Genomic DNA, 19,649 nt, shown 5'->3' on the forward strand with positions numbered 1-19,649 from the left:
GCAGATCCCCATCCGGCAACACCTCGGTCGAGAACCCGGGCATCTTCGCCTGCGGCCACTGGCGCAAACTCTGTGGATCGCGAATGTAGCGCTTGAGGAAGTCCGCGCCGAAGTACTCGGTCGGGTTGTACGGAATATTCAGGTCCGGCCCGAACTGCGCGTCCCCGGCGCCATTGAGTCGATGGCACGCCAGGCAGTTCTTCTGGAACAACGCAAAACCCTTGTTCACCGGATCATCCGCCTTCAACGCCGGATCGGGCAGCAGGGCGGGAAAGCGCTCGGCCACGGGTGCCAGGCGTTTGATGCTCGCTACCTGGAACGGCCATTGCTCGGGGCTGATGTTGCCGGCCTGTGGGTTGCTCCAGACCAGATAGAACGGCCCGGCGCCCGGCTTGCCTTCCGATAGCGGTGGCCAGGGTTTGGCCGGGTCTTCAATTGCCAGCCACGCCTGTGCACCCTGGGTATTGAGTAACGGCGCCGCGGTCATTTCGGCGGCAAAGCCATCCAGGGCCACGGCTTGCAGGTGGTCCTCAGGCTTGATGCCGGTCAGCAGTGCGGACAGAGGCACGGCGCGGTAGCTCATGTCCCGTTTGTAGGAAACGTCGTTGCTGATGTTGATGGTTTGAACCTGAGGATGCTTGAGCAATTCCTCGGTCTGCCAGGTGCGACTGTTCGCGCCCAGCTCCAGGTTCAGCTGTGCGGCATACAAGGGCGTGCCGAACAGCAGGGCCCCGAGCAGAATGAGCATTTTCAAGTGATCGCCGTCCATGTCGTGGAAGTGCCGCAAAGATTGGCACAGCCACGCTGGCCCGGGTAGCGGGCCAGTCACATTTTGATAGTGGCAATTCAAAAACTGTGACGCCGTATCTTTTAGACGCGACTAGCCGATCACCTTGGTCAGGTTCGGCAATATCAACAACAGCGTGGTGGCGAAAAGAATGAGCCCGGCTTGACGTACTTTCGATTGTTTGAACATGGCTTGACCGCCTTTTTTGTTATTTCCTGATGCCTGCCTGCATATCTCCATGTTGGCAGCGCGTTGCACTTCCTGTAGTGACGAGCGCCTCGGCAAAACCCGACGACAACTTCGTACAAGTTCACCTTAGAGCCCGCGCTGCGCTTGGTTTAGATCCATTTCGTATGGTGTCGTTGCAATTCGCTTTAAAAAAGGCATGAGGCCTATTGCCAGCTTCTTTGGCGCCCGTTGGCTAGACAGCTTGGTGTCCTGAATCGGTTAATCCGGTAGCTGACTACCGTCCGTCTGAGCGTGAGCGTCAATGTCTGTGAGCGCTGCGGTCATTGAATCAAACGCGGCTCGGGCCAAGAGTGGGCACTCGGTATTTACCCAACTGCACTGCGGTTCGAGGACGTCATGACCCAAGCATTGATTTTCGACGCGTTACGCACGCCCCGTGGCAAAGGCAAGGCCGATGGCGCCTTGCACAGTGTCAAACCGGTGAATCTGGTTGCCGGTTTGCTCACCGCGCTGCAACAGCGCACGGCGCTGGACACCAGCCAGGTCGATGATGTGGTGCTCGGTTGCGTGACACCGATTGGCGATCAAGGTTCTGACATCGCCAAGACCGCCGCTCAGGTGGCCGATTGGGATGTCAGTGTGGCGGGGGTGCAGATCAACCGCTTCTGCGCTTCCGGGCTGGAGGCGGTCAACCTCGGTGCGATGAAGGTGCGCTCCGGCTTCGAAGACCTGGTGGTGGTCGGCGGCGTCGAGTCGATGTCCCGAGTGCCAATGGGCAGCGATGGCGGGGCCTGGGCGCTGGACCCGGCGACCAACCTGCACAGTCACTTCACGCCACAGGGCGTGGGCGCCGACCTGATCGCCACCCTCGAAGGCTTCAGCCGTCAGGACGTCGACGCCTACGCGTTGCATTCCCAGCAAAAGGCTGCGCGGGCGCGGGCCGACGGCTCCTTCAACAAGTCGCTGGTGCCGGTGCAAGACCAGAACGGCATCATCCTGCTCGATCACGATGAGTTCATCCGCGCCGAATCGACCCTGGAAGGCCTGGGCAAGCTCAAGCCAAGTTTCGAGATGATGGGGCAGATGGGCTTCGATGCCACCGCGCTGCGGGTCTACAGCCATGTCGAGCGGATCAACCATGTGCACACCCCCGGCAACAGTTCCGGGATTGTCGATGGCGCGGCGCTGATGCTCATCGGCTCCGAAGCCAAGGGCCGGGCGCTGGGCTTGCAGCCACGGGCGCGGATTGTCGCCACGGCGGTCACCAGCACCGATCCGACCATCATGCTCACCGGCCCCGCGCCGGCGACCCGCAAGGCGTTGGCCAAGGCCGGGCTGCGGGTCGAAGACATCGATCTGTTCGAGGTCAACGAGGCGTTCGCCTCAGTGGTGTTGAAATTCATCAAGGACATGGCCATCGATCCGGACAAGATCAATGTCAACGGCGGTTCCATCGCCATGGGCCACCCGCTGGGTGCCACCGGCTGCGCCATTCTCGGCACGCTGCTGGATGAACTGGAAGCCCGACGCCTGCGTTATGGCCTCGCGACCCTGTGTGTCGGCGGCGGCATGGGCATTGCCACCATCATCGAACGCCTCTGAGCCCGGACTTCAAGGAACCTAGTTATGAACGAAGCCATTCGTTACGAAAAAGGCCAGGACCAGATCGTCGTCCTGACCATCGATATGCCGGGCCAGAGCGCCAACACCATGAACGCGGTGTACCGCGAGGCCATGGCTGACTGTGTTGCGCGCCTGGTGGCCGATAAAGACAACATCGCCGGAGTGATCATCACCTCGGCCAAGAAAACCTTCTTTGCCGGCGGCGACCTCAATGAGCTGATCAAGGTCGGCAAGCCCGAAGCCAAAGCCTTCTACGACATGGTGCTGACCCTCAAGGGCCAGTTGCGCACCCTGGAAACCCTCGGCAAACCGGTGGTCGCGGCGATCAACGGGGCGGCACTCGGCGGCGGCTGGGAAATCTGCCTGGCCTGCCATCATCGTGTGGCGCTGGACAATCCATCGGTGCAACTCGGCCTGCCGGAAGTCACCCTCGGCCTGCTGCCGGGCGGCGGTGGCGTGGTGCGCATGGTGCGTATGCTCGGCCTGGAAAAAGCTCTGCCGTATCTGCTTGAAGGCAAGAGGCTGCGACCGCAACAGGCGTTGCAGGCAGGATTGATCGATGCGCTGGCGAGCGATCACGAAGACCTGTTGGCCAAGGCGCGGGCGTGGGTGCTCGCCAATCCGGCGGCGGTGCAGCGCTGGGACGTGAAGGGCTACCAGATACCGGGCGGCACACCGTCAAACCCGAAAGTCGCGCAGATGCTGGCGATTGCGCCGTCGATCCTGCGCAGCAAAACCCAGGGCACGATGCCCGCGCCGGAGAAAATCCTCTGTGCGGCGGTCGAGGGTGCGCAGGTGGATTTCGACACGGCGCACCTGATCGAAACCCGCTATTTCACCGAACTGACCACCGGCCAGGTCTCGAAAAACCTGATTGGCACGTTCTGGTTCCAGCTCAACGAAATCAATGCCGGAGGCTCGCGGCCTCAAGGTTTTGAACCGTATGTCACCCGCAAAGTCGGCGTGCTCGGCGCCGGGATGATGGGTGCCGGTATCGCGTTTGTCAGCGCGTCGGCGGGTATCGAGGTGGTGCTCAAGGACATCAGTCTCGCCGCGGCCGACAAGGGCAAGGCGCATTCGGCGGCGCTGCTGGACAAGAAAGTCGCTCGCGGACAAATGAGCATCGAGCAACGCGACACCGTTCTGGCACGCATACAAACCAGCGAAAGCGATGCCGACCTGGCCGGTTGCGACCTGATCATCGAGGCCGTGTTCGAGGATCGTGAATTGAAGGCCAAGGTTTCGTTGGCGGCGCAGAAAGTCGTCGGCGCGGACGCGGTGATCGCCTCCAACACCTCGACCTTGCCGATCAGCGGCCTGGCGTGTGCCGTGCCCGATCAGAGCAAGTTCATCGGCCTGCATTTTTTCAGCCCCGTGGAAAAAATGCCGCTGGTGGAAATCATCAAGGGCGCCAATACCAGCGACGAAACCCTGGCCCGCGGCTTCGATTACGTCCTGCAAATCAAGAAAACCCCGATTGTGGTCAATGACAGTCGCGGTTTCTTCACGTCGCGGGTGTTCGGCACCTTCACCAACGAAGGTATTGCCATGCTGGGCGAAGGCGTCAACGCGTCGATGATCGAGACTGAGGCGCGCAAGGCCGGCATGCCGGTAGGACCGCTGGCGATCTCTGACGAAGTGTCCCTCAGCCTGATGAACCATATCCGTCTGCAAACCGTCAAAGACCTGCAAGCAGAAGGCAAACCGCTGATAGAGCATCCGGCGTTCGCCGTGATTGACTTGCTGCTCACTGAGTTCAAGCGTCCGGGCAAGGCGGCTGGTGGCGGTTTCTACGAGTATCCGGCGGGCGGCCAGAAACACCTGTGGCCAGAGTTGAAAACCCGCTTCGAGAAAGCCGACGGACAGATTTCGCCGAAGGACGTGCGTGATCGCTTGCTGTTCGTGCAAGCCATCGAAACCGTGCGCTGTGTGGAGGAGGGCGTGCTGACCTCGACGGCGGATGCCAACGTTGGCTCGATATTCGGTATCGGGTTCGCCCCATGGACCGGCGGTGCGCTGCAGTTCATCAACCAATACGGCGTGCAGGATTTTGTCGCCCGCGCCCAGTACCTGGCCAAGCAATATGGCGAGCGGTTCGCGCCGCCTGCACTGCTGTTGGAAAAAGCGGCAAAAGGGGAGATCTTCTAAGGGCGCGATGACGCATTTCGGGGCTTGCCTTGTCACGGTGTTTCAAGGCAGGCTCTGGGGTGTGCATTATTCCCATCACGTGTCAGGTATTTTTTATGTCGTTACGCATCTGCATTCTGGAAACCGACCACCTGCGTCCGGAATTGGTTGACCAATATCAGGGCTACGGGCAGATGTTCAAACACCTGTTTTCGCAGCAGCCGATTGCCGCCGAGTTCACCGTCTACAACGTGGTGCAGGGTGAATACCCAAGCGACGACCTGACGTTCGACGCCTACCTGGTGACGGGCAGCAAGGCCGACTCCTTCGGCACCGACCCGTGGATCGAAACCCTCAAGAAATATCTGCTGACCCGCTACGAGCGCGGCGACAAATTGCTGGGCGTCTGCTTCGGTCATCAGTTGCTGGCACTGCTGCTTGGCGGCAAGAGCGAGCGTGCAACCCAAGGCTGGGGCGTCGGCACGCACAAATACAAATTGGCCGCCAAGGCGCCATGGATGAGTCCGGTGCGCGAAGAGCTGACGTTGCTGATCAGCCACCAGGATCAGGTCACATCGCTGCCGGAGAACGCCACGGTCATCGCATCCAGCGATTTCTGTCCGTATGCCGCTTACCACATCAACGATCAGGTGCTGTGCTTCCAGGGGCATCCGGAATTCATCCACGACTACTCCCGCGCCCTGTTGGAGATTCGCCAGCAGGCGCTGGGCGAGCAGGTCTACTCCAAAGGTATTGCGAGCCTGGAGCAGGAACACCATGGCACCACGGTTGCCGAGTGGATGATGCGGTTTGTCGCGCACAAGCCGAAATCAGAAGCTGTTTAAGGCTGGAGCCCGCTCCCTCAGGTGTACCGCAGACCTGTGGGAGCGTGGCTTGTCGGATCGCCGCACCGCCGCGATCGAGTGCGAAGCACTCGCCTAGGATTTAAAGCCACCCCGACTTCTTGAAACTCGCCCACAACCCCAGACAACCCACCGTAATAAACCCCAGCACCCCGAAATACCCGTAATGCCAGTTCAACTCCGGCATGTTCTGGAAATTCATCCCGTAAATCCCCGCCACTGCTGTCGGGAAGGCCAGAATCGCCGCCCAGGCCGCAAACTTGCGTTGCACCACGCTCTGGCGTGAGGCCTCCAGCAGCACCCCGACTTCAATCGTCTGGCTGGCAATATCCGCCAGGGTCGTCAGGTCTTCCATCTGCCGTGTCACATGAATCTGCACATCGCGAAAATACGGCCGCATGTTCTTGTCGATGAACGGAAAGCTCAGCCTCTGCAATTCCTCCCCGATCTCAATCATCGGTGCCACATAACGACGCAAGCGCAAAACATCACGACGCAGGCCATGCAGCTTCTGGATGTCGTAGTCATTCAACACGCCGCATAACACGTTGCGTTCCAGCTCATCGATTTCCGCGTGAATGGCTTCGCCCATCGGCTGGTAGTTTTCAATGACGAAATCGAGGATGGCATAGAGTACGAAATCTTCCCCGTGCTCAAGCAACAGCGGACGTGCCTCACAGCGTTGTCGGACATGGGCGTAGGAAGCCGAGTGACCGTTGCGCGCAGTAATGATGTAGCCATTACCGGCAAAGATATGCGTCTCGATGAACTCGAGTTTGCCTTCATGACGGATGGGGGAATACGTCACGATGAACAGCGCATCGCCGAAGGTTTCCAGCTTCGGCCGACTGTGCTTTTCCAGGGCGTCTTCGATCGCCAGTTCGTGCAGGTTGAACTGGCGCTGCAGGTTGTAGAGTTCCTCGGCGTTCGGCTCTTCGAGGCCGATCCAGACAAAGTGCCCGGGCTTGGCAGCCCAGGCGGCGCCTTCGTCGAGGGTGATATTGGTGACTCTTTTACCGGCGCTATAAACCGCAGCAGCAACAACTCTACCCATGGTGGTGGTTCACTTCTTTTGGCAGCTTTTAATTGGCAGCAAATGCAATGGCAGTGTTGATCAGCTTAGCCTCGCAGTGTTTGAGAGTCAGTTAAATCTGCCGGGTTCGCCGGTAAAGACTTGCAGGCAAAAGAAAACCCGCATCAGGCGGGTTTTCTTATTCAGGCGGCTTGCAGTTGCCGGTCCATCGATTCGATGCATTCACGCATTTGCTCGCGGCACTGGGCGATCAGCATCGGCATGTCATCCAGGCTCAATCCGGCGGTGGGAATCGCCGGCAACGAACGAATCAGAATTTTCCCGCTGCGCCAGCGGTTCAATCGCATGTGTTTGACGTAACTGCTGACACACACCGGGACGATCGGCACCCCGGCGGCAATGGCCATCTGAAAGGCGCCTTTCTTGAAGGGCAGCAAGTCCTCACCCAGGTTGCGCGTGCCTTCCGGGAAAACCCAGATCGAGGTGTCTTTGTTTTGCAGGGTGTGGGTGGTGGTCAACATCGAGTTGCGCGCCTTGTGCGCATTGCCGCGGTCGATCAGCACATTGCCGGCCAGCCAGAACAACTGCCCGAACAGCGGCACCCATTTCAGGCTCTTTTTGCCGATGCACACGGTACGGCGGGGCACCACGTTGCCAAACACAAACAGGTCGTAGTTGGACTGGTGATTGGCGATGATCACGCAGCTGTCAGGTTTATCCATCAACGGCCCGACTTCGGCCTTCACCCGTAAACGCAAAATACACATGGCCGGCCAAGCGTACAGGCGTGCGCACAGACGGCTGTTGTCCGGATTGAATGGCCGGCACAGGCCGAGAATCACACCCAGCACACCCGCCACAATAAAGTGCAGGCCCATCAAGGACATACGGAACAAAAACAGCATTTACAGGCCCCGCCGGGACAAAAGGTGGCGCAGTGTACGGATGTGCACTGTTTTCGGCAATTGCGGCCAGGGAAGTGGGAGATAGCCGATGTTTGAGCTGATGTTTCCGACTAATCGGTCAGATGCGGTCTAGAGCGGTTACAGACGTTTAACACAGACACATATGAAAAAGCCCGACACGTTGGTCGGGCTTTCGTTGCAGCAGATCCGGGGTTAACCCAAATGTTCCTGGTCCTGGATGATCGCGTTGTCCAGGGCCTCCAGCAGCGCTTTGCGCACTTTCAATTTGGTGTTCTTGTGTGCGGTCATGTTGATCTTCTTCAATTGACGAGCCGCCGCCAGTGCCGCGCCCTGCAGTTCTTCAGGCGAGACCACGACATCGAGGAAACCGGCAGCCACGGCGCCTTGTGGAGTGAACATCTCGCCGTTGACCACGGAACGTTGCAGCGCCACTTTGTTCAGGCGGTCACGGGCAATCTCGATGCCCGCGTGGTGCATGGTCATGCCGATCTGCACTTCGTTCAGGCCAATGCTGAACGCGCCTTCTACGCCGATGCGATAGTCGGCCGACAACAGCAGAAACGCGCCCTTGGCCACCGCATGCCCCGGGCATGCCACGATCACCGGGAAGGGGTGCGACAGCAGGCGGCGGGCCAGGGTCGAACCGGAGGTCACCAGTGCCACGGCTTCTCTAGGACCGGCCGTCATCACCTTCAGGTCGTAACCGCCAGAGAGAATGCCCGGCTGGCCGGTAATGATCACCACCGCACGATCAGTCACCGCCTGATCCAGCGCAGCGTTGAACGCGGCAATCACATCCGGGGAGATGGCATTGACCTTACCATTGCTCAAGGTCAGGGTCGCGATACCGTCTTCGAGATGGTAGGAAATCAACTCACTCATGACGCTATTCCTTTCAATAAAGTTGGGCAGACGTTACCCACCACCGCAGGCCAGGTAAAGCGCCGTGACTGACCCGCCAGTCACCCTTTGCCTGCCCGCCAAGCGTAGCCCGCCGTGCCTGCCGCGCATTCCCCTCTATATAGATGCGGGTACGAAGCCGGAGATTGGCCGGTTTGCCATGGCCCCGAGCGACCGGAAACGCTGAATCGCGTTAACCGCATGAAAATTCTGAAAAAAATGTTTGCCATCGGAAAAGCTTTCGACTACATTAGCGCGCCTCGACAGACAGAACTTGTTTGAAGAGATACGGTGAAGTGTCCGAGTGGCTTAAGGAGCACGCCTGGAAAGTGTGTATACAGGAAACTGTATCGAGAGTTCGAATCTCTCCTTCACCGCCACATTCAGAAAACCCCTGTAATTCAACGAGTTACGGGGGTTTTTCTTTTTCAGTTGTACTACTCAATTGTACTACTCGTCACATCCCACCTTCAGTCACTCCGATCCAATCCCTTCGCTGTCCCGTTTTCTTCGCTTCACTCGCAAATCCCCTCGATAGCTACCGTTAGTCCGATTCTAAGTCGGTGGCTGCTGCACTGGCGGTCTTGGCTCACAGCTATATAGGGATAGGGCCTCGTCGCTGAAGCTTGCTGATACCGGTGGCTTTTTGATAGCTTCGGTATGCCAATTTTGCATTCCATCAAGGACGAGCGATGCCAGTCGAACTGATTCTGTTTGATCTTGACGATACCCTTCTTCGCACCGGTGACCTTGAGGGTTTCCGAGGGCGTGAGTTTCTGAACAGGCAGTCTCCGGCATACGTTCAGAGACTTACAGCTCAATTCGGTATGTTGCCAAATCGAATCGTTTATACCGAGACTCTGCTTCTGGCGTTGCAGCAGCAACACGCGGGAGCCCAGCTCGGGGTGTTTACTAGGTCGCCTAGGCACTATGCAGAGACTCTTTTGACTCTCGCATACCCCAATGTCGAGTGGGTGACATTGGTTGGTTTCGAGGACGTAACGCACACAAAACCAAGTGGTGAGGGCGTGTTGCTTGCGATGCGGGTGGCAGAGGTGGTATTACCTCAAAACGTTTGGTTGGTCGGTGATGGAAAGTCCGACGTACAGGCAGCTTACGACGCAGGGTGCTGGTGTGTGCTGGATCAAACCACTTGGCCTAATGCACGCCGCAGTGAAGACTGGAAAGCGTTGGAGCGTATGCCTGATGCAATTATCCGGTCCCCCGACGACTTGCAGGGCGTGCTTGAAAGTCCACCAGAGTTTTTGCCAGTAGCAGAGCGGTTACAAGTGCTCAACGGTGCGGCGACTGGGGGTGTGGCCTTCCGATTCGAGAAAGCAGGTTATTTCAACCCGCTAGTGCAGGGTGGGAGACCAACTCAAATTCATTCCCTTGGTCGGCACTTTTCTCGGGATGCTCAAAGAAGGGTGGTTTGGCATGCTGTGACTAATGACATTCACCGAATGAAAGATTTGCTGACAGTGCCAGATTATTGGATACGGGCGATGCGTAAATTCATTCGAAGCGTTGTCGTAGGTCGCAATCTAATGATCGCTTTTGGCCAGGGGGCGTTGGTAATCACTGTCGTTCCAGCTAAGCCGGGTCGGGTGCAACGTCTGGAGGCGATGTTGGCTCAGCTTGCTGCCTCGCACGCGGAGCTCGCAATCACTGGCGGGAATATCGAATTCATTCCTAGCGTTCTGGGATATCTGCCGGGGGCCCTTTCGCATCACGGCAATGGCGGGCTCAATAGAGAGCAGCGTTTTGTAAACGTCCGTGACCACCTTAGGGCGATCCCAGCCTCAGGTTTTTCCGGGAAGCACGTTGTAGTAATTGACGACGTGGTTACCTCTGGAGCCTCTCTGATCTATGCTGAAATGTGTCTGCGAGCAGCGGGTGCTTCTGGTGTAACATTGCTCGCGCTGACAAAAAATGTAGGTAACGGATGAAGGTTTCTATCGCAACAAAAAAGCTTTTGACGCTATCAATGCTCCCGGGTGTTGGGCCGGCGACACTGAAAAAAGTTGCGAGCGTACAAGGTTTCGAAGACTTATCAATTGAGGCTCTTGCTCGGATAAACAGCTCTTTGAAAAAGGCACTTTCTTCTCCGGATGCTTGGTCTGTGGCATCTGAACAAGCGGAGGTGCAGGTGGCTTTTGCTGAAAAGCATGAGACCAGAATTATCAGCCCTCTAGATGCTAGTTATCCGGCATTACTTGCGGCAACGAAAGATGATCCATTCATTCTGTATGTTCGTGGGAAACTTCATACTTGTGCCCTGCGATCTGTTGCCATAATTGGTACTAGAGAGCCTACTCCGCATGGTGAAGTTATTGCGCGTCGAGTAACGGAATATTTCGTTGAGAATCAATGGAGTATTGTAAGTGGATTGGCTCTTGGGTGTGATGGTTTGGCACACAAAGCCGCGCTTGACTCGGGGGGGCACACCGTTGCTGTATTGGCGCATGGCCTGCAGATGATTGCTCCAAGTCAGCATAAAAAACTTGCTGAGGATATTCTTGAAAGTGGAGGGGCATTGATTTCAGAGTACCCTTTTGGCCAAAAAGTTTTTCCGCAACAGTTCGTCAAGCGGGATCGCACTCAGGCCGGTATGGCTCAGGGTGTCGTGRTGATCCAGTCCGATATAAAGGGGGGGAGCTTGCATGCTTCACGTGCTGCCCTTGACTACGATCGATGGCTTGCGGTGCCGTTGCCAACTTCGGTGGACAGAAACAATGAAGAGCCGAAGGTGATGGCGAATTTGCTAATTGCCGAAGGTGAGTGGGTTGATAAGGCAAACTTGCTAAAGTGCAAGCGAGAAAGGCTTAGCAATATATTGCTACTACGGACGAAAGATGATTATCCAAGTATGCTTTCTCATTTGCTACCTGGTACATCGTCGCAGGAAACGTTGAGTGTAGGTGACAAACCTCCGTTGCTGGGTGAGATGCTACAAGCGAAGATGTCGGAAACCGATAAAGTCAAAGAGAAGCCTGCCAACGATTGTGATGGTAAAGACTCAGGTCAGGAAAGTGGTGGTGAGTCTAGTTCTGAGCCACTAACTCATCAGAACAGTCTCCTGCAGACACAGTCACGGCATCAAGGGCGTGATATGACAAAACTCCGGGTGCAAAAAACCGCCAAGAAGAACATTCACATACACAACGACATCTCCAACACGGCTCACCACCTCAAGACTCGTATCGAAGAAATGGAGGCGGCGGGGAACCGGCACGGGATGGCTCTCGACATCACTGCCTGTCTTGTCATGTTGGCGTTCACCTTTGAATCGCGCCTTAACTTCATTGGCGAACAGAAGGTGGCGGATTTTAAGGAACGGCGGTGGTTCGACAAGAAAGTTGAGATCGTGTTGAAGGCGCTGGGGCTGGAACCTGACTTTTCAGTGCGACCATACTCCTCCATCAAGGAGTTGAAGAACTTCCGTGACACCATTGCACACGGCAAGCCGGGCACCATCGAGGTAGATGAAACGGTGGACTTCCAACCGGGGACTAACTATGACGATTTCGATCTTCGAGGCGAGTGGGAAGGATTTCTAACCATCGACTTCATGCGGCAATGTTCCGACGACATCGACCAAATCTGGAGCGAATGGGTTGCAACTGCTGAAATCGAATTGCATCAAACACTGACCTACGGCGAGTACAGCATTTCACTGATAGAGGAGCCTACGTCTTTGTCGGGAGATTGAGTGTATTGAGCATGGGGAGCCATGCTGGAAAAATCCCTGTCGCCGCCAAAATTTCCAATGCACTTCGATAGTCGTTTGGCTTTCGAGCTTGGAAAATAATTCTGGCGTTTTTGACCGAGGTGCTAAGCCAAGTTCGAGCGGAGCAAATGAAAACCGGAGCTTTTCTAAAATAAGTTGGGGGCAGCAGCTCCGCAGAGTTAGACCAGAAACAACATCAGGCTGCCGCTGTTTCTCGCTTGATCCGGTAAACGGTGGCAACGCCACAGTCAGCCAGCTTGGCAATTTCATCAGCGGACATGGTTGGATGTTTCCGCATCAGCGCCTGTACCTCTGCCCACTTGGCAGCGTTCCTTCCTTTTCCAGACGGCTTCCAATCAGGGTCAGCAGCCTTCTTGTTCTCCAAGCCCTGTTTGATGCGTTCCACACGCTTTTCTTGATCCAGTCGTGCCATGGTTGCCATGAGGTCAATCAACATGTTGTTGATCACATCCATGATTTGACCGGTGATGCCCTTCGCTTCAACCAGCATGTGACTGGTAGGCAGATCAGCTACAACCAGACGCAACCCCTTTGCCTTGATCGTGGTCTTGAGAGTGTCCCAATCAGCCTGCGAGAGACGACTCAGGCGGTCTACGGACTCCACCAATAGCACGTCCCCACTATTGGCAGCATTGAGCAGAGCAAGCAGTTCAGGACGGTTGAGCTTGGTTCCGCTGATGTTCTCGGCATACACGTCAACGATGCTCAACCCCTTCTCGACAGCGAACAACTCCAGGGCAACTTTTGCACGGTTGGCGTCTTGGTCTTTGGTCGATGCTCGGAGGTAGAGGTGGGCGTTCATGGCTTACTATCCTTTATCATTCGTTTCGATAGGCAAATGATAAATGAATCATATGGCTATCTTCAATAGATATTTGATAGCTTTTGGCGAGCGGCTATCGGACTACCAGTTACGTCTACTTCTTTGATAGCGATTATTGCCGGAGTTTGAGAATTCCAGCGGTGATGGCGGATGCGTTCGCATCGAGAGTTTCCAATGCAGTGACGGCGTTCCCATGGGCTTCCGTTGAGCCGCTGGCTTTAGCCCACAGGGCTACTTCTTCGATTGCAGCAGCCAAGGCGTGCTGGTTGTGGAGCAGGAGGGTCAATACGTCTGCTGTGGCTATGTGGGCATCTGTGTTGTCTGGCATGGCGGTCGTCCTTGAGTGGTGCAAGGATCGTAGTCCAGCACATGGATGACCGGGTGACTCACTTCAACAAATCATTGAACTGTCGTGGCTTCATCTGACGACAATGACTTCTCAAACTCTGCGATCAAGTCTTGCAAACCAATTCCCAGGACTTTGCACAAATCGCGAAGCTGGACGATGTCCAAGCGACGTGTCCCACTTTCAACGTCACTCATAAAGGACTGTGGACGCTCCAGAGCCTTTGAGCACTGGACTTGAGTCAGACCAGCCGCTTTCCTGTGCTCCTTCAGCAGTGACAAAAGCACAGTGTGTTCGGGTCTATAGATCGTCTTGGACATGGCTGACTGGCTACGAGTGGAAAGCCTTCCAACCTATATCTGGTTTTCAGATATCTGAATTTGGGATAAATTCAATCCCCAAGCGGCACCACCCAAACCACCAGCCATGTCGCAAGGATGAACCATGAACGAAAAACTGTTTGTATTGACCAGCCAGAAGAAGAACACGAACCACGTCTTGCATCTGATCATGACCATTCTGACAGGGGGTCTATGGTTGATCGTTTGGCTGATCGTCACATCGAACAAAAACAGCCACAACAAGACGCTCGACAAGCAAATCAACCATGTATTGAAGTACAAGGAGCAGGGTTTGAGCGACGCCGACACCTACAAGCAGATCAAGGTGGACAAGGCGAATTCTGACGTAATCCAAGGTCGAGTGATTTTTGTCGTTCTGGTTGTCGTGTTCCTTTACTTCTACCTGCGGTAGATAATTCGGTGCGATGCACGATGATTGGGAGGGGACCTTTCCTAAGAAGCCTTTTAGGATTGCTCCCCCTACGCACTGACTAGTACTCAAGCAGCAGGACTGAAGGTCAACGAAGCATCATCAGGAAAGCGGTAGCTTTCAGTAGGATTACAACTGAAGTGATTCACACTGAAGTCTGATTACACTGAAATTTATTACGGGAACTAATGAACGTTAGTGAATCCCGTACTTAAGAAGGTATTGCTCACAAGCTGGCTTGTGGATGTTATCCAAGCTGTGACTTACAGTCACATTTTAGCACAGAACAGCGTGAACTGTGGACTGATCCATTTTGAAGTTGATCCATCTTGAGTTAGTAAAAATATAATTTTCTAAGAATATTTAATTATTTTTTCAAAAACAAATTATAAGAATTATTACCATCAGGCTTACGCCTTGACTTGTGCTAACCGTTGACCGAAGGTCAGATGGTAATACATTATGATAATAATACTCTTGCGATAATATCCTTCTTTCATTGGGGTCTTCACTGACGTTCATTAGTGACCCCTTTACCATTTTAGAAAGCTACCATTTCACCCGTGCTCCAGCTCTCGGCCCTGCCGAGCAGAGTCATACATCGAGACGTCCCGTCTCAACTTACACTGTTCGCTATCGCTCCAGTGCTCTATAGATACATGCGTCCGAAATATGACCCACCCCTTGCTACGCTGTCAGTGCTAGTGTTTCAGCTTGCCACTTCCGAACGGTCTTCCGTTGTACGCCTGTCAACCGTTCGATCTCCGACTGTGACAATCCCTGTGCCAGCATGCCCATCACTTCATGCCTCTTTGGGTGCTGCTTGCGAACTGAGAACGCAATCAGTTTGGTGAAGCGAGCACCTGACAGCTCATCTTCGTGATCCCGCTCGTACTCTTCCGCACTCTTGAACTGGGTCAGGGTGCGAAGGTCGTAATGCAGTTTTGCCAACTCTTCAGCACTGGGAGCAGACAACGTGTCCAGGTCTTCCCATTCGCATGGTTTGGGCTCCGGCTCGATGCCTTCCATCTCGTTGCGGAGAGTCTCGGGGCGGCACTCCATCATCCGAGGAATGATCAACTCCATCGCCTTAACGTAACGGCTGGCATGTCTTGTTTCCAATGGCAGCAAATCCATCACCGAATCTGTGGTGACGACGGGAAGACTCTCCAAGATTACTGCGAGGCGACGCACCGACAATGGCGTAGACTTCCCTCCGACGCCGATAGCGCGTCCATGCCAGTCCAGACGGGCAATACCTTCAATGATGTCCAGTGCAAAAACTGGATAGCGCCCCCAGTCAGTCATACAGCCGATGTACATGTAGAACGGATTTTCAATCGCCTTCGGCTTTCGTCCGCTGGCATTTTTCAGATTCCGTTGCGATACAGTCTTGGGAGCGGGTGCATTTTCGATCAGCCACTTCTTGGCGTTAGCGGCAAATCGTGTGTTCAGGGCTTCCAGTTCTGCCGGGGAGAGCAGTTCAGGAGTGGCAGGGGTCTTGCTGTTGTTAGTTGGGTCGGTAATCAATTTCAAGGCGAATGCGTGCCGCATGGATATTTCTCCTGTTCAAGTTCATTTCATAGGCGTTACCTCTGGTATTGCCGATTTATTAATTTCGATTTTGCTGAGGGTGTGCTTTGCCTGATATCGGTAATTACACCCCCGTATATGCTGACTGAAACCCATGTAAAAACACCCAGCCCATAGGGTAGGTAGGGGTAGGCTCTTTTACATGGATTTGCGTCAGTAAACAGTGGCGTTAGCTGCGAACCTGTAACAGCTCAAAGAACGCAGGGCTCACGTTTGCTAATTCCCCGGCGTCTATCAGTGTGCCGTTTCGGGACTTCAGCCTGACCCGTTTGTCGTACTTAGCCAAAATGGCATCGGACACACGTACCATTCGATACTTTGCAGTTTCTCTCAGCTTGATGCTTGAGGCGATCACCGTGATGATCAGATTCGATTCTTTATGTATGACGATGTAGTTCGACATTTTATATTTCTCCTTGTGTTGTTTTTGGTTGGCGTTCACCTCTAAGTATTGGTTGTGCCGTTGGCGTTATTGCCGGGGTATGACGAATCACACCCAGCGGAGTACTCCGCTAGGATGATCAGCGTTCTAAGATTTTATTACTTCAAGCGTGCCTGTACGACTCGACAACTAAAGTCGATAGGCTTTTACTGGGAATTGCTAGCGGTCAGCCAGTTGTTCCAGGGCATCGTATGCCAGAGCATAAAGAGCTCGAATAACAGCATCTGAGCGTTCTGGCGTGACCTTCTCGGGATGAGTCTTTAACGCGATCATATGCTGGCGAACAAATGCCAACTCTTTTTCCATCTCGGAGACGGAGGGGCGTTCATCTGAGTGGTGATAGCTTTGATCAGAGCAGAGCTCCAATGAGCCACTTTGAATGAGGAGATTATCGGCGATATGGTGATCGCCACTGGTGCGGAAATAAGCGATCAGCTCGGCGGTGGTGTTTACCTCAGGTGTAGCGAAATTAAATACGTGCATGTTATTTCTCCTTGTTCAGTTCATTAAAAGGGCGTCCTCTCGGGTTGTGCCTGATTTATTTGGTAAATCGCAGGCAGCACGAAATCTCAGTGCCAGTTCTCCATATTATTGCGGAGGGCAGTGAGTACTTGCTGTCAGACTATCGCGGTCTTGATCATCAGCCCGACTGAGGCTAGACGTGTGGGATATCCCCCACCGGATGTTCCTGAGTTGCTTGCTCAAGAGAGCCCGCAATATACGGACTTATGGGTGCTGAGTCAACTAGTATTTTTGTCATCCGTTATTTACAAAACCAGTTTCGAGCGGGAGAGAAAGCGTCCTGCTTAGTCCAGCCACCCATGTAAGCCCGTAAACACTGGGCAGAACGGAACTTGGTGATTGGAGCAAGACGAAACTGATGCAGGTTTTGCTGGCGTTTTTCTGTGGTTTCGATGAGTTTTCTGTCGCGGTTAACGCAGCCTCGAAACTTAAGTGGTTGATGCTTGGTTCAAGCAAGAGTGGGAAGTTTGGAGATTGCCGCCAGCTTCTGTACCGCACTCGCACCTTTTGAATACACGTCGTGGGTCACTGAACCTGTTTCATGCCCAACCAGTTCTTTTGCCAAGGCGTCTGGTACGTCTGCCCTGATCAGCTCAGTAACTACGGTATGACGGAAGCTATGGAAGACGTGGAGCCTGCTGAAGCCTGCTGCTGTACGCAATCTGCCAAACGCCTTGGATATCGCGTGTGATCGTTTGCCGTAGTGGTCGTGTGAGCTGGTGGGGATGAGGAAAGTGTCGGTGGTGTCCTCGCACAGTCGGTCAATTGTCAGCAACAAGCTTGGGTGAATCGGCACTACGCGTTTGCTCGCCTTGCTCTTGCTCTTCGGAAAGTCGAAGCACTTGATGCCGTCAACAGTGACCACGTTGTCTTTGTTGAGTCGGCAAAGCTCTTCGATCCTGGCCCCGGTGTACCAACCCAGTGCGATAAGGTCTGCAAGCGGTTTATCCCCGTTATCCAGTGCGGCTTGATGCAACTTGAGGGTATCGGCCCGCGTATAGATTTCTCTGTCCTTGCCTGCTGTCTCCGAGCCTCCGCCCTGTGGCAGTTCATGGCCTACGAATGGGTTTACCTTGTCCTTGTATTCTTCACGCCAAGCCGCGTCGTACTTCATCGCCCACTTCCAGAACGCTGTGCCAGCCATTAGGTATTGGCTAAGGGTCTTGGGTGCCCGGTCCAACGACTTGAGCCAGTTATCCACCGTATCGAAGTTGAGTGGCAGTCCCTCTTTCTTGAGGAACTCTGACAGTCGCTCCATCTTGCCCACTTGCTGATCGACGTGCTTTGCCGCGCCACCACGACTCTCCCTGAATTCTCGATAGGTCTTCAGGCGGGCTGTGGTAATTGGTGATTTTGGTTTGTAGGCGGCAGGGTTAGTCAGGATGACTTGCATCTCTTCAGTTTCTGGCGTCGAGAAGTCGTTGGCGTAAGCAATCAGTTCGCCAAAGGTTTCGAGCAGCAGTTTATGAGCCAAGTCGTGGACAGCAAGCTCGCCTTCCAATCCCTGCTTGGCAAACACCACATCAGCTTCTGCCCGGCGCCGTTGTCCGCTCTCGGTATCGCTGAAAACGAATTGCCGAAACTCTTCAAGGTCTGCTGGATCAATGTCGAGTTGTGTTGGTTTCGACTCACCTAGGGCCACATCGGTCTTGAGTTGGCGGATGATTTTGCTGAAGTCGTGAGCGTCCCCTGCAAGGCGTTCCTTCCAAGCATCTCCACGGTTGGTGCGTTTATCCCGTGCTGCTTGAAACTGAGCTTTCCAGTTGGCGAGGATCGGAAGGCGTGCGTTCATTGCTTCCTTGCGAAGTCCGGTCTTCAGCGACTGAACCAGCACCTTGGAGCCAACGGCTTTCTGTACATCGGCAGGGACGGCCAGTCGCACATACCACGTGGACTCGCCTTTCTTCTGAATCAGATTGTCTGCCATTGGGGCGCCGTGGAGAGGGTAGTGATACAGCGGATTGTACTACTCAATTGTACTACTATGCACGCTGAAAGCCCCGGAATACGGGCCTTGTTGGTCGAAAATGGTGTTAAATTAAAATCTCTCCTTCACCGCCACATTTAAACGTTAGAGCCCTGATTATTCGGGGCTTTTTCGTTTCTGCGGTTCTGAAAAAAATTCAGCCCATACTTTGGCCCAAACCCTGGACGGCTCAGTGCTTTGCGACCAAAGGCTGATTTTTCGACAGTTTCTAAGCGGTGTACATCATTCGACGCACTGTATTCAGTGATGATCCCCGCATCGCGTAAGCCCAAGGCATAGCCCTCTGCACGACTGGCTGATTCCAACACCAGGTGCATGAGGCTGCCTTCGATGATCTTGAGAGTGGAGTATTAGGCGGATCACCGGTAGCGATCCGCGAGAATGCTTACTCTGGCATTGTCCAGGATTGTAGCTTGTAGCCCTCCTGGCTCAACTCGGCGCGCACCTCTTCCAGCAGGCTTTCCAGCTGCGCCGGGTCGGAATAGGCACTGCTTGGAACCTGTTTGCGACAAATATGAGTGTTGGCCCGGTCCATGACGGTCAGGCTCAGTTCGCCATTACCGTCTTGCGGAGCCCAGGCGACGCATTGAAAAGGTTCGAATGCGTGGCCGGCAATCAAAAGTGCTTCGTTGATGCGCAACGGGGTGCTCATGGGTCGTCTCTCCTTGTACCCAAACAAATGATGTGCCATCGGTTGGGCTTACCGGTCGGCTGTTTATTAGTAGGGAGGCGGGTTACACGTTGAGCCGCGGAGACCTGCTGCATGCAGTCATGCAGCAAGGCATTTCCACAACAACAGTCAAAATAGCTCGTCTTCCTCCGTATCAACCTCGTCCTTGCGCTTACGTTTGCGTGATTTGATCTTCGTCTGTGCAATCAAACTGCTGGGTTGCAGGCGGTACGACTCGTTGCCCGTATCCGATCAATCCTACTTCGGCACAACTCACAATATCTCGACGCTGCCGT

General features: G+C 54.6%; 18 protein-coding genes, 1 tRNA gene and 2 pseudogenes. 7 read left to right on the forward strand and 14 right to left on the reverse strand.

Translation table 11 applies throughout. The features are described from left to right. Position 1: 1 nt before the first annotated feature. Positions 2-769: pseudogene (locus AC1D1M_RS04170) on the reverse strand (c-type cytochrome); the annotation flags it as partial. A 603-nt stretch (positions 770-1,372) separates the two neighbouring features. Between AC1D1M_RS04170 and AC1D1M_RS04175 the strand changes: the two are divergent. The 3 genes from AC1D1M_RS04175 to AC1D1M_RS04185 all read left to right on the forward strand — a co-directional run bounded on the left by AC1D1M_RS04175 (position 1,373) and on the right by AC1D1M_RS04185 (position 5,571). Next, complete coding sequence (locus AC1D1M_RS04175) at positions 1,373-2,578, forward strand: acetyl-CoA C-acetyltransferase (protein WP_477774676.1); 1,206 nt, start codon at positions 1,373-1,375, stop codon at positions 2,576-2,578. Positions 2,579-2,602: 24 nt separating this feature from the next. Further along, positions 2,603-4,747, forward strand: a complete 2,145-nt coding sequence (locus AC1D1M_RS04180) for a 3-hydroxyacyl-CoA dehydrogenase NAD-binding domain-containing protein (protein WP_477774677.1) — start codon at positions 2,603-2,605, stop codon at positions 4,745-4,747. 95 nt (positions 4,748-4,842) lie between these two features. Then, positions 4,843-5,571, forward strand: coding sequence for an amidotransferase (locus tag AC1D1M_RS04185; protein ID WP_477774678.1), 729 nt, complete (start codon positions 4,843-4,845; stop codon positions 5,569-5,571). 100 nt (positions 5,572-5,671) lie between these two features. Here the strand turns inward: AC1D1M_RS04185 and AC1D1M_RS04190 are convergent, their stop codons facing one another. The 3 genes from AC1D1M_RS04190 to AC1D1M_RS04200 all read right to left on the reverse strand — a co-directional run bounded on the left by AC1D1M_RS04190 (position 5,672) and on the right by AC1D1M_RS04200 (position 8,430). Then, on the reverse strand, positions 5,672-6,643 hold the full coding sequence (locus tag AC1D1M_RS04190; RefSeq protein ID WP_477774679.1) for a magnesium and cobalt transport protein CorA: 972 nt from the start codon (positions 6,641-6,643) through the stop codon (positions 5,672-5,674). Positions 6,644-6,804: 161 nt separating this feature from the next. Further along, positions 6,805-7,527 (reverse strand): lysophospholipid acyltransferase family protein, encoded by a 723-nt coding sequence (locus AC1D1M_RS04195; protein WP_477774680.1) that lies wholly within the window; start codon positions 7,525-7,527, stop codon positions 6,805-6,807. Positions 7,528-7,740: 213 nt separating this feature from the next. Further along, a complete protein-coding gene (locus AC1D1M_RS04200; RefSeq protein WP_477774681.1) occupies positions 7,741-8,430 on the reverse strand; it encodes a crotonase/enoyl-CoA hydratase family protein in 690 nt (229 codons plus the stop codon). Positions 8,431-8,738: 308 nt separating this feature from the next. Between AC1D1M_RS04200 and AC1D1M_RS04205 the strand changes: the two genes are divergently transcribed. The 3 genes from AC1D1M_RS04205 to AC1D1M_RS04215 all read left to right on the forward strand — a co-directional run bounded on the left by AC1D1M_RS04205 (position 8,739) and on the right by AC1D1M_RS04215 (position 12,160). Further along, positions 8,739-8,828, forward strand: a tRNA-Ser gene (locus AC1D1M_RS04205). 312 nt (positions 8,829-9,140) lie between these two features. After that, complete coding sequence (locus AC1D1M_RS04210; RefSeq protein WP_477774682.1) at positions 9,141-10,397, forward strand: HAD hydrolase-like protein; 1,257 nt, start codon at positions 9,141-9,143, stop codon at positions 10,395-10,397. Next, positions 10,394-12,160 carry a DNA-processing protein DprA gene (locus AC1D1M_RS04215; RefSeq protein WP_477774683.1) on the forward strand — a complete coding sequence of 589 codons (1,767 nt, stop codon included), beginning with the start codon at positions 10,394-10,396 and terminating at the stop codon, positions 12,158-12,160. Before AC1D1M_RS04210 ends, AC1D1M_RS04215 begins: the two co-directional genes overlap by 4 nt. A 214-nt stretch (positions 12,161-12,374) precedes the next feature. On the opposite strand, the gene AC1D1M_RS04220 is transcribed toward AC1D1M_RS04215, so the two are convergent. The 3 genes from AC1D1M_RS04220 to AC1D1M_RS04230 form a co-directional block, all read right to left on the reverse strand. Beyond that, positions 12,375-13,001 carry a recombinase family protein gene (locus AC1D1M_RS04220; protein ID WP_477774684.1) on the reverse strand — a complete coding sequence of 209 codons (627 nt, stop codon included), beginning with the start codon at positions 12,999-13,001 and terminating at the stop codon, positions 12,375-12,377. Positions 13,002-13,134: 133 nt separating this feature from the next. Then, positions 13,135-13,350: a hypothetical protein gene (locus tag AC1D1M_RS04225; protein WP_477774685.1), complete on the reverse strand. Its 216-nt coding sequence runs from the start codon at positions 13,348-13,350 to the stop codon at positions 13,135-13,137. Positions 13,351-13,421: 71 nt separating this feature from the next. Further along, positions 13,422-13,688, reverse strand: coding sequence for a helix-turn-helix domain-containing protein (locus AC1D1M_RS04230; protein ID WP_477774686.1), 267 nt, complete (start codon positions 13,686-13,688; stop codon positions 13,422-13,424). 124 nt (positions 13,689-13,812) lie between these two features. On the opposite strand from AC1D1M_RS04230, the gene AC1D1M_RS04235 reads away from it, so the two are divergent. Next, positions 13,813-14,121 (forward strand): hypothetical protein, encoded by a 309-nt coding sequence (locus tag AC1D1M_RS04235; protein ID WP_477774687.1) that lies wholly within the window; start codon positions 13,813-13,815, stop codon positions 14,119-14,121. A 705-nt stretch (positions 14,122-14,826) separates the two neighbouring features. On the opposite strand, the gene AC1D1M_RS04240 is transcribed toward AC1D1M_RS04235, so the two are convergent. The 7 genes and pseudogenes from AC1D1M_RS04240 to AC1D1M_RS04270 all read right to left on the reverse strand — a co-directional run. Further along, positions 14,827-15,693: a helix-turn-helix domain-containing protein gene (locus tag AC1D1M_RS04240; RefSeq protein WP_477774688.1), complete on the reverse strand. Its 867-nt coding sequence runs from the start codon at positions 15,691-15,693 to the stop codon at positions 14,827-14,829. 208 nt (positions 15,694-15,901) lie between these two features. Beyond that, positions 15,902-16,135, reverse strand: coding sequence for a hypothetical protein (locus tag AC1D1M_RS04245; RefSeq protein WP_477774689.1), 234 nt, complete (start codon positions 16,133-16,135; stop codon positions 15,902-15,904). Positions 16,136-16,333: 198 nt separating this feature from the next. Continuing rightward, positions 16,334-16,657: a hypothetical protein gene (locus AC1D1M_RS04250; protein ID WP_477774690.1), complete on the reverse strand. Its 324-nt coding sequence runs from the start codon at positions 16,655-16,657 to the stop codon at positions 16,334-16,336. Between the two features lie 487 nt (positions 16,658-17,144). Continuing rightward, positions 17,145-18,623, reverse strand: a complete 1,479-nt coding sequence (locus tag AC1D1M_RS04255; RefSeq protein WP_477774691.1) for a tyrosine-type recombinase/integrase — start codon at positions 18,621-18,623, stop codon at positions 17,145-17,147. A gap of 137 nt (positions 18,624-18,760) precedes the next feature. Beyond that, positions 18,761-19,000, reverse strand: a complete 240-nt coding sequence (locus tag AC1D1M_RS04260) for a hypothetical protein (protein WP_477774692.1) — start codon at positions 18,998-19,000, stop codon at positions 18,761-18,763. A 68-nt stretch (positions 19,001-19,068) separates the two neighbouring features. Then, positions 19,069-19,335 carry a hypothetical protein gene (locus tag AC1D1M_RS04265; protein WP_223459047.1) on the reverse strand — a complete coding sequence of 89 codons (267 nt, stop codon included), beginning with the start codon at positions 19,333-19,335 and terminating at the stop codon, positions 19,069-19,071. A gap of 147 nt (positions 19,336-19,482) precedes the next feature. After that, positions 19,483-19,602 (reverse strand): annotated as a pseudogene (locus tag AC1D1M_RS04270) (AAA family ATPase); the annotation flags it as partial. Positions 19,603-19,649 lie beyond the last annotated feature (47 nt).

The organism is Pseudomonas sp. P1_F7 (assembly GCF_056405655.1).

Excerpts from the sequence above, each read along its gene's own strand:
- AC1D1M_RS04175 (WP_477774676.1), top strand. The coding sequence starts at position 1,373 with ATGACCCAAGCATTGATTTTCGACGCGTTACGCACGCCCCGTGGCAAA.
- AC1D1M_RS04180 (WP_477774677.1), top strand. The coding sequence starts at position 2,603 with ATGAACGAAGCCATTCGTTACGAAAAAGGCCAGGACCAGATCGTCGTC.
- AC1D1M_RS04185 (WP_477774678.1), top strand. The coding sequence starts at position 4,843 with ATGTCGTTACGCATCTGCATTCTGGAAACCGACCACCTGCGTCCGGAA.
- AC1D1M_RS04190 (WP_477774679.1), bottom strand. The coding sequence starts at position 6,643 with ATGGGTAGAGTTGTTGCTGCTGCGGTTTATAGCGCCGGTAAAAGAGTC.
- AC1D1M_RS04195 (WP_477774680.1), bottom strand. The coding sequence starts at position 7,527 with ATGCTGTTTTTGTTCCGTATGTCCTTGATGGGCCTGCACTTTATTGTG.
- AC1D1M_RS04200 (WP_477774681.1), bottom strand. The coding sequence starts at position 8,430 with ATGAGTGAGTTGATTTCCTACCATCTCGAAGACGGTATCGCGACCCTG.
- AC1D1M_RS04210 (WP_477774682.1), top strand. The coding sequence starts at position 9,141 with ATGCCAGTCGAACTGATTCTGTTTGATCTTGACGATACCCTTCTTCGC.
- AC1D1M_RS04220 (WP_477774684.1), bottom strand. The coding sequence starts at position 13,001 with ATGAACGCCCACCTCTACCTCCGAGCATCGACCAAAGACCAAGACGCC.
- AC1D1M_RS04225 (WP_477774685.1), bottom strand. The coding sequence starts at position 13,350 with ATGCCAGACAACACAGATGCCCACATAGCCACAGCAGACGTATTGACC.
- AC1D1M_RS04230 (WP_477774686.1), bottom strand. The coding sequence starts at position 13,688 with ATGTCCAAGACGATCTATAGACCCGAACACACTGTGCTTTTGTCACTG.
- AC1D1M_RS04235 (WP_477774687.1), top strand. The coding sequence starts at position 13,813 with ATGAACGAAAAACTGTTTGTATTGACCAGCCAGAAGAAGAACACGAAC.
- AC1D1M_RS04240 (WP_477774688.1), bottom strand. The coding sequence starts at position 15,693 with ATGCGGCACGCATTCGCCTTGAAATTGATTACCGACCCAACTAACAAC.
- AC1D1M_RS04245 (WP_477774689.1), bottom strand. The coding sequence starts at position 16,135 with ATGTCGAACTACATCGTCATACATAAAGAATCGAATCTGATCATCACG.
- AC1D1M_RS04250 (WP_477774690.1), bottom strand. The coding sequence starts at position 16,657 with ATGCACGTATTTAATTTCGCTACACCTGAGGTAAACACCACCGCCGAG.
- AC1D1M_RS04255 (WP_477774691.1), bottom strand. The coding sequence starts at position 18,623 with ATGGCAGACAATCTGATTCAGAAGAAAGGCGAGTCCACGTGGTATGTG.
- AC1D1M_RS04260 (WP_477774692.1), bottom strand. The coding sequence starts at position 19,000 with ATGCACCTGGTGTTGGAATCAGCCAGTCGTGCAGAGGGCTATGCCTTG.
- AC1D1M_RS04265 (WP_223459047.1), bottom strand. The coding sequence starts at position 19,335 with ATGAGCACCCCGTTGCGCATCAACGAAGCACTTTTGATTGCCGGCCAC.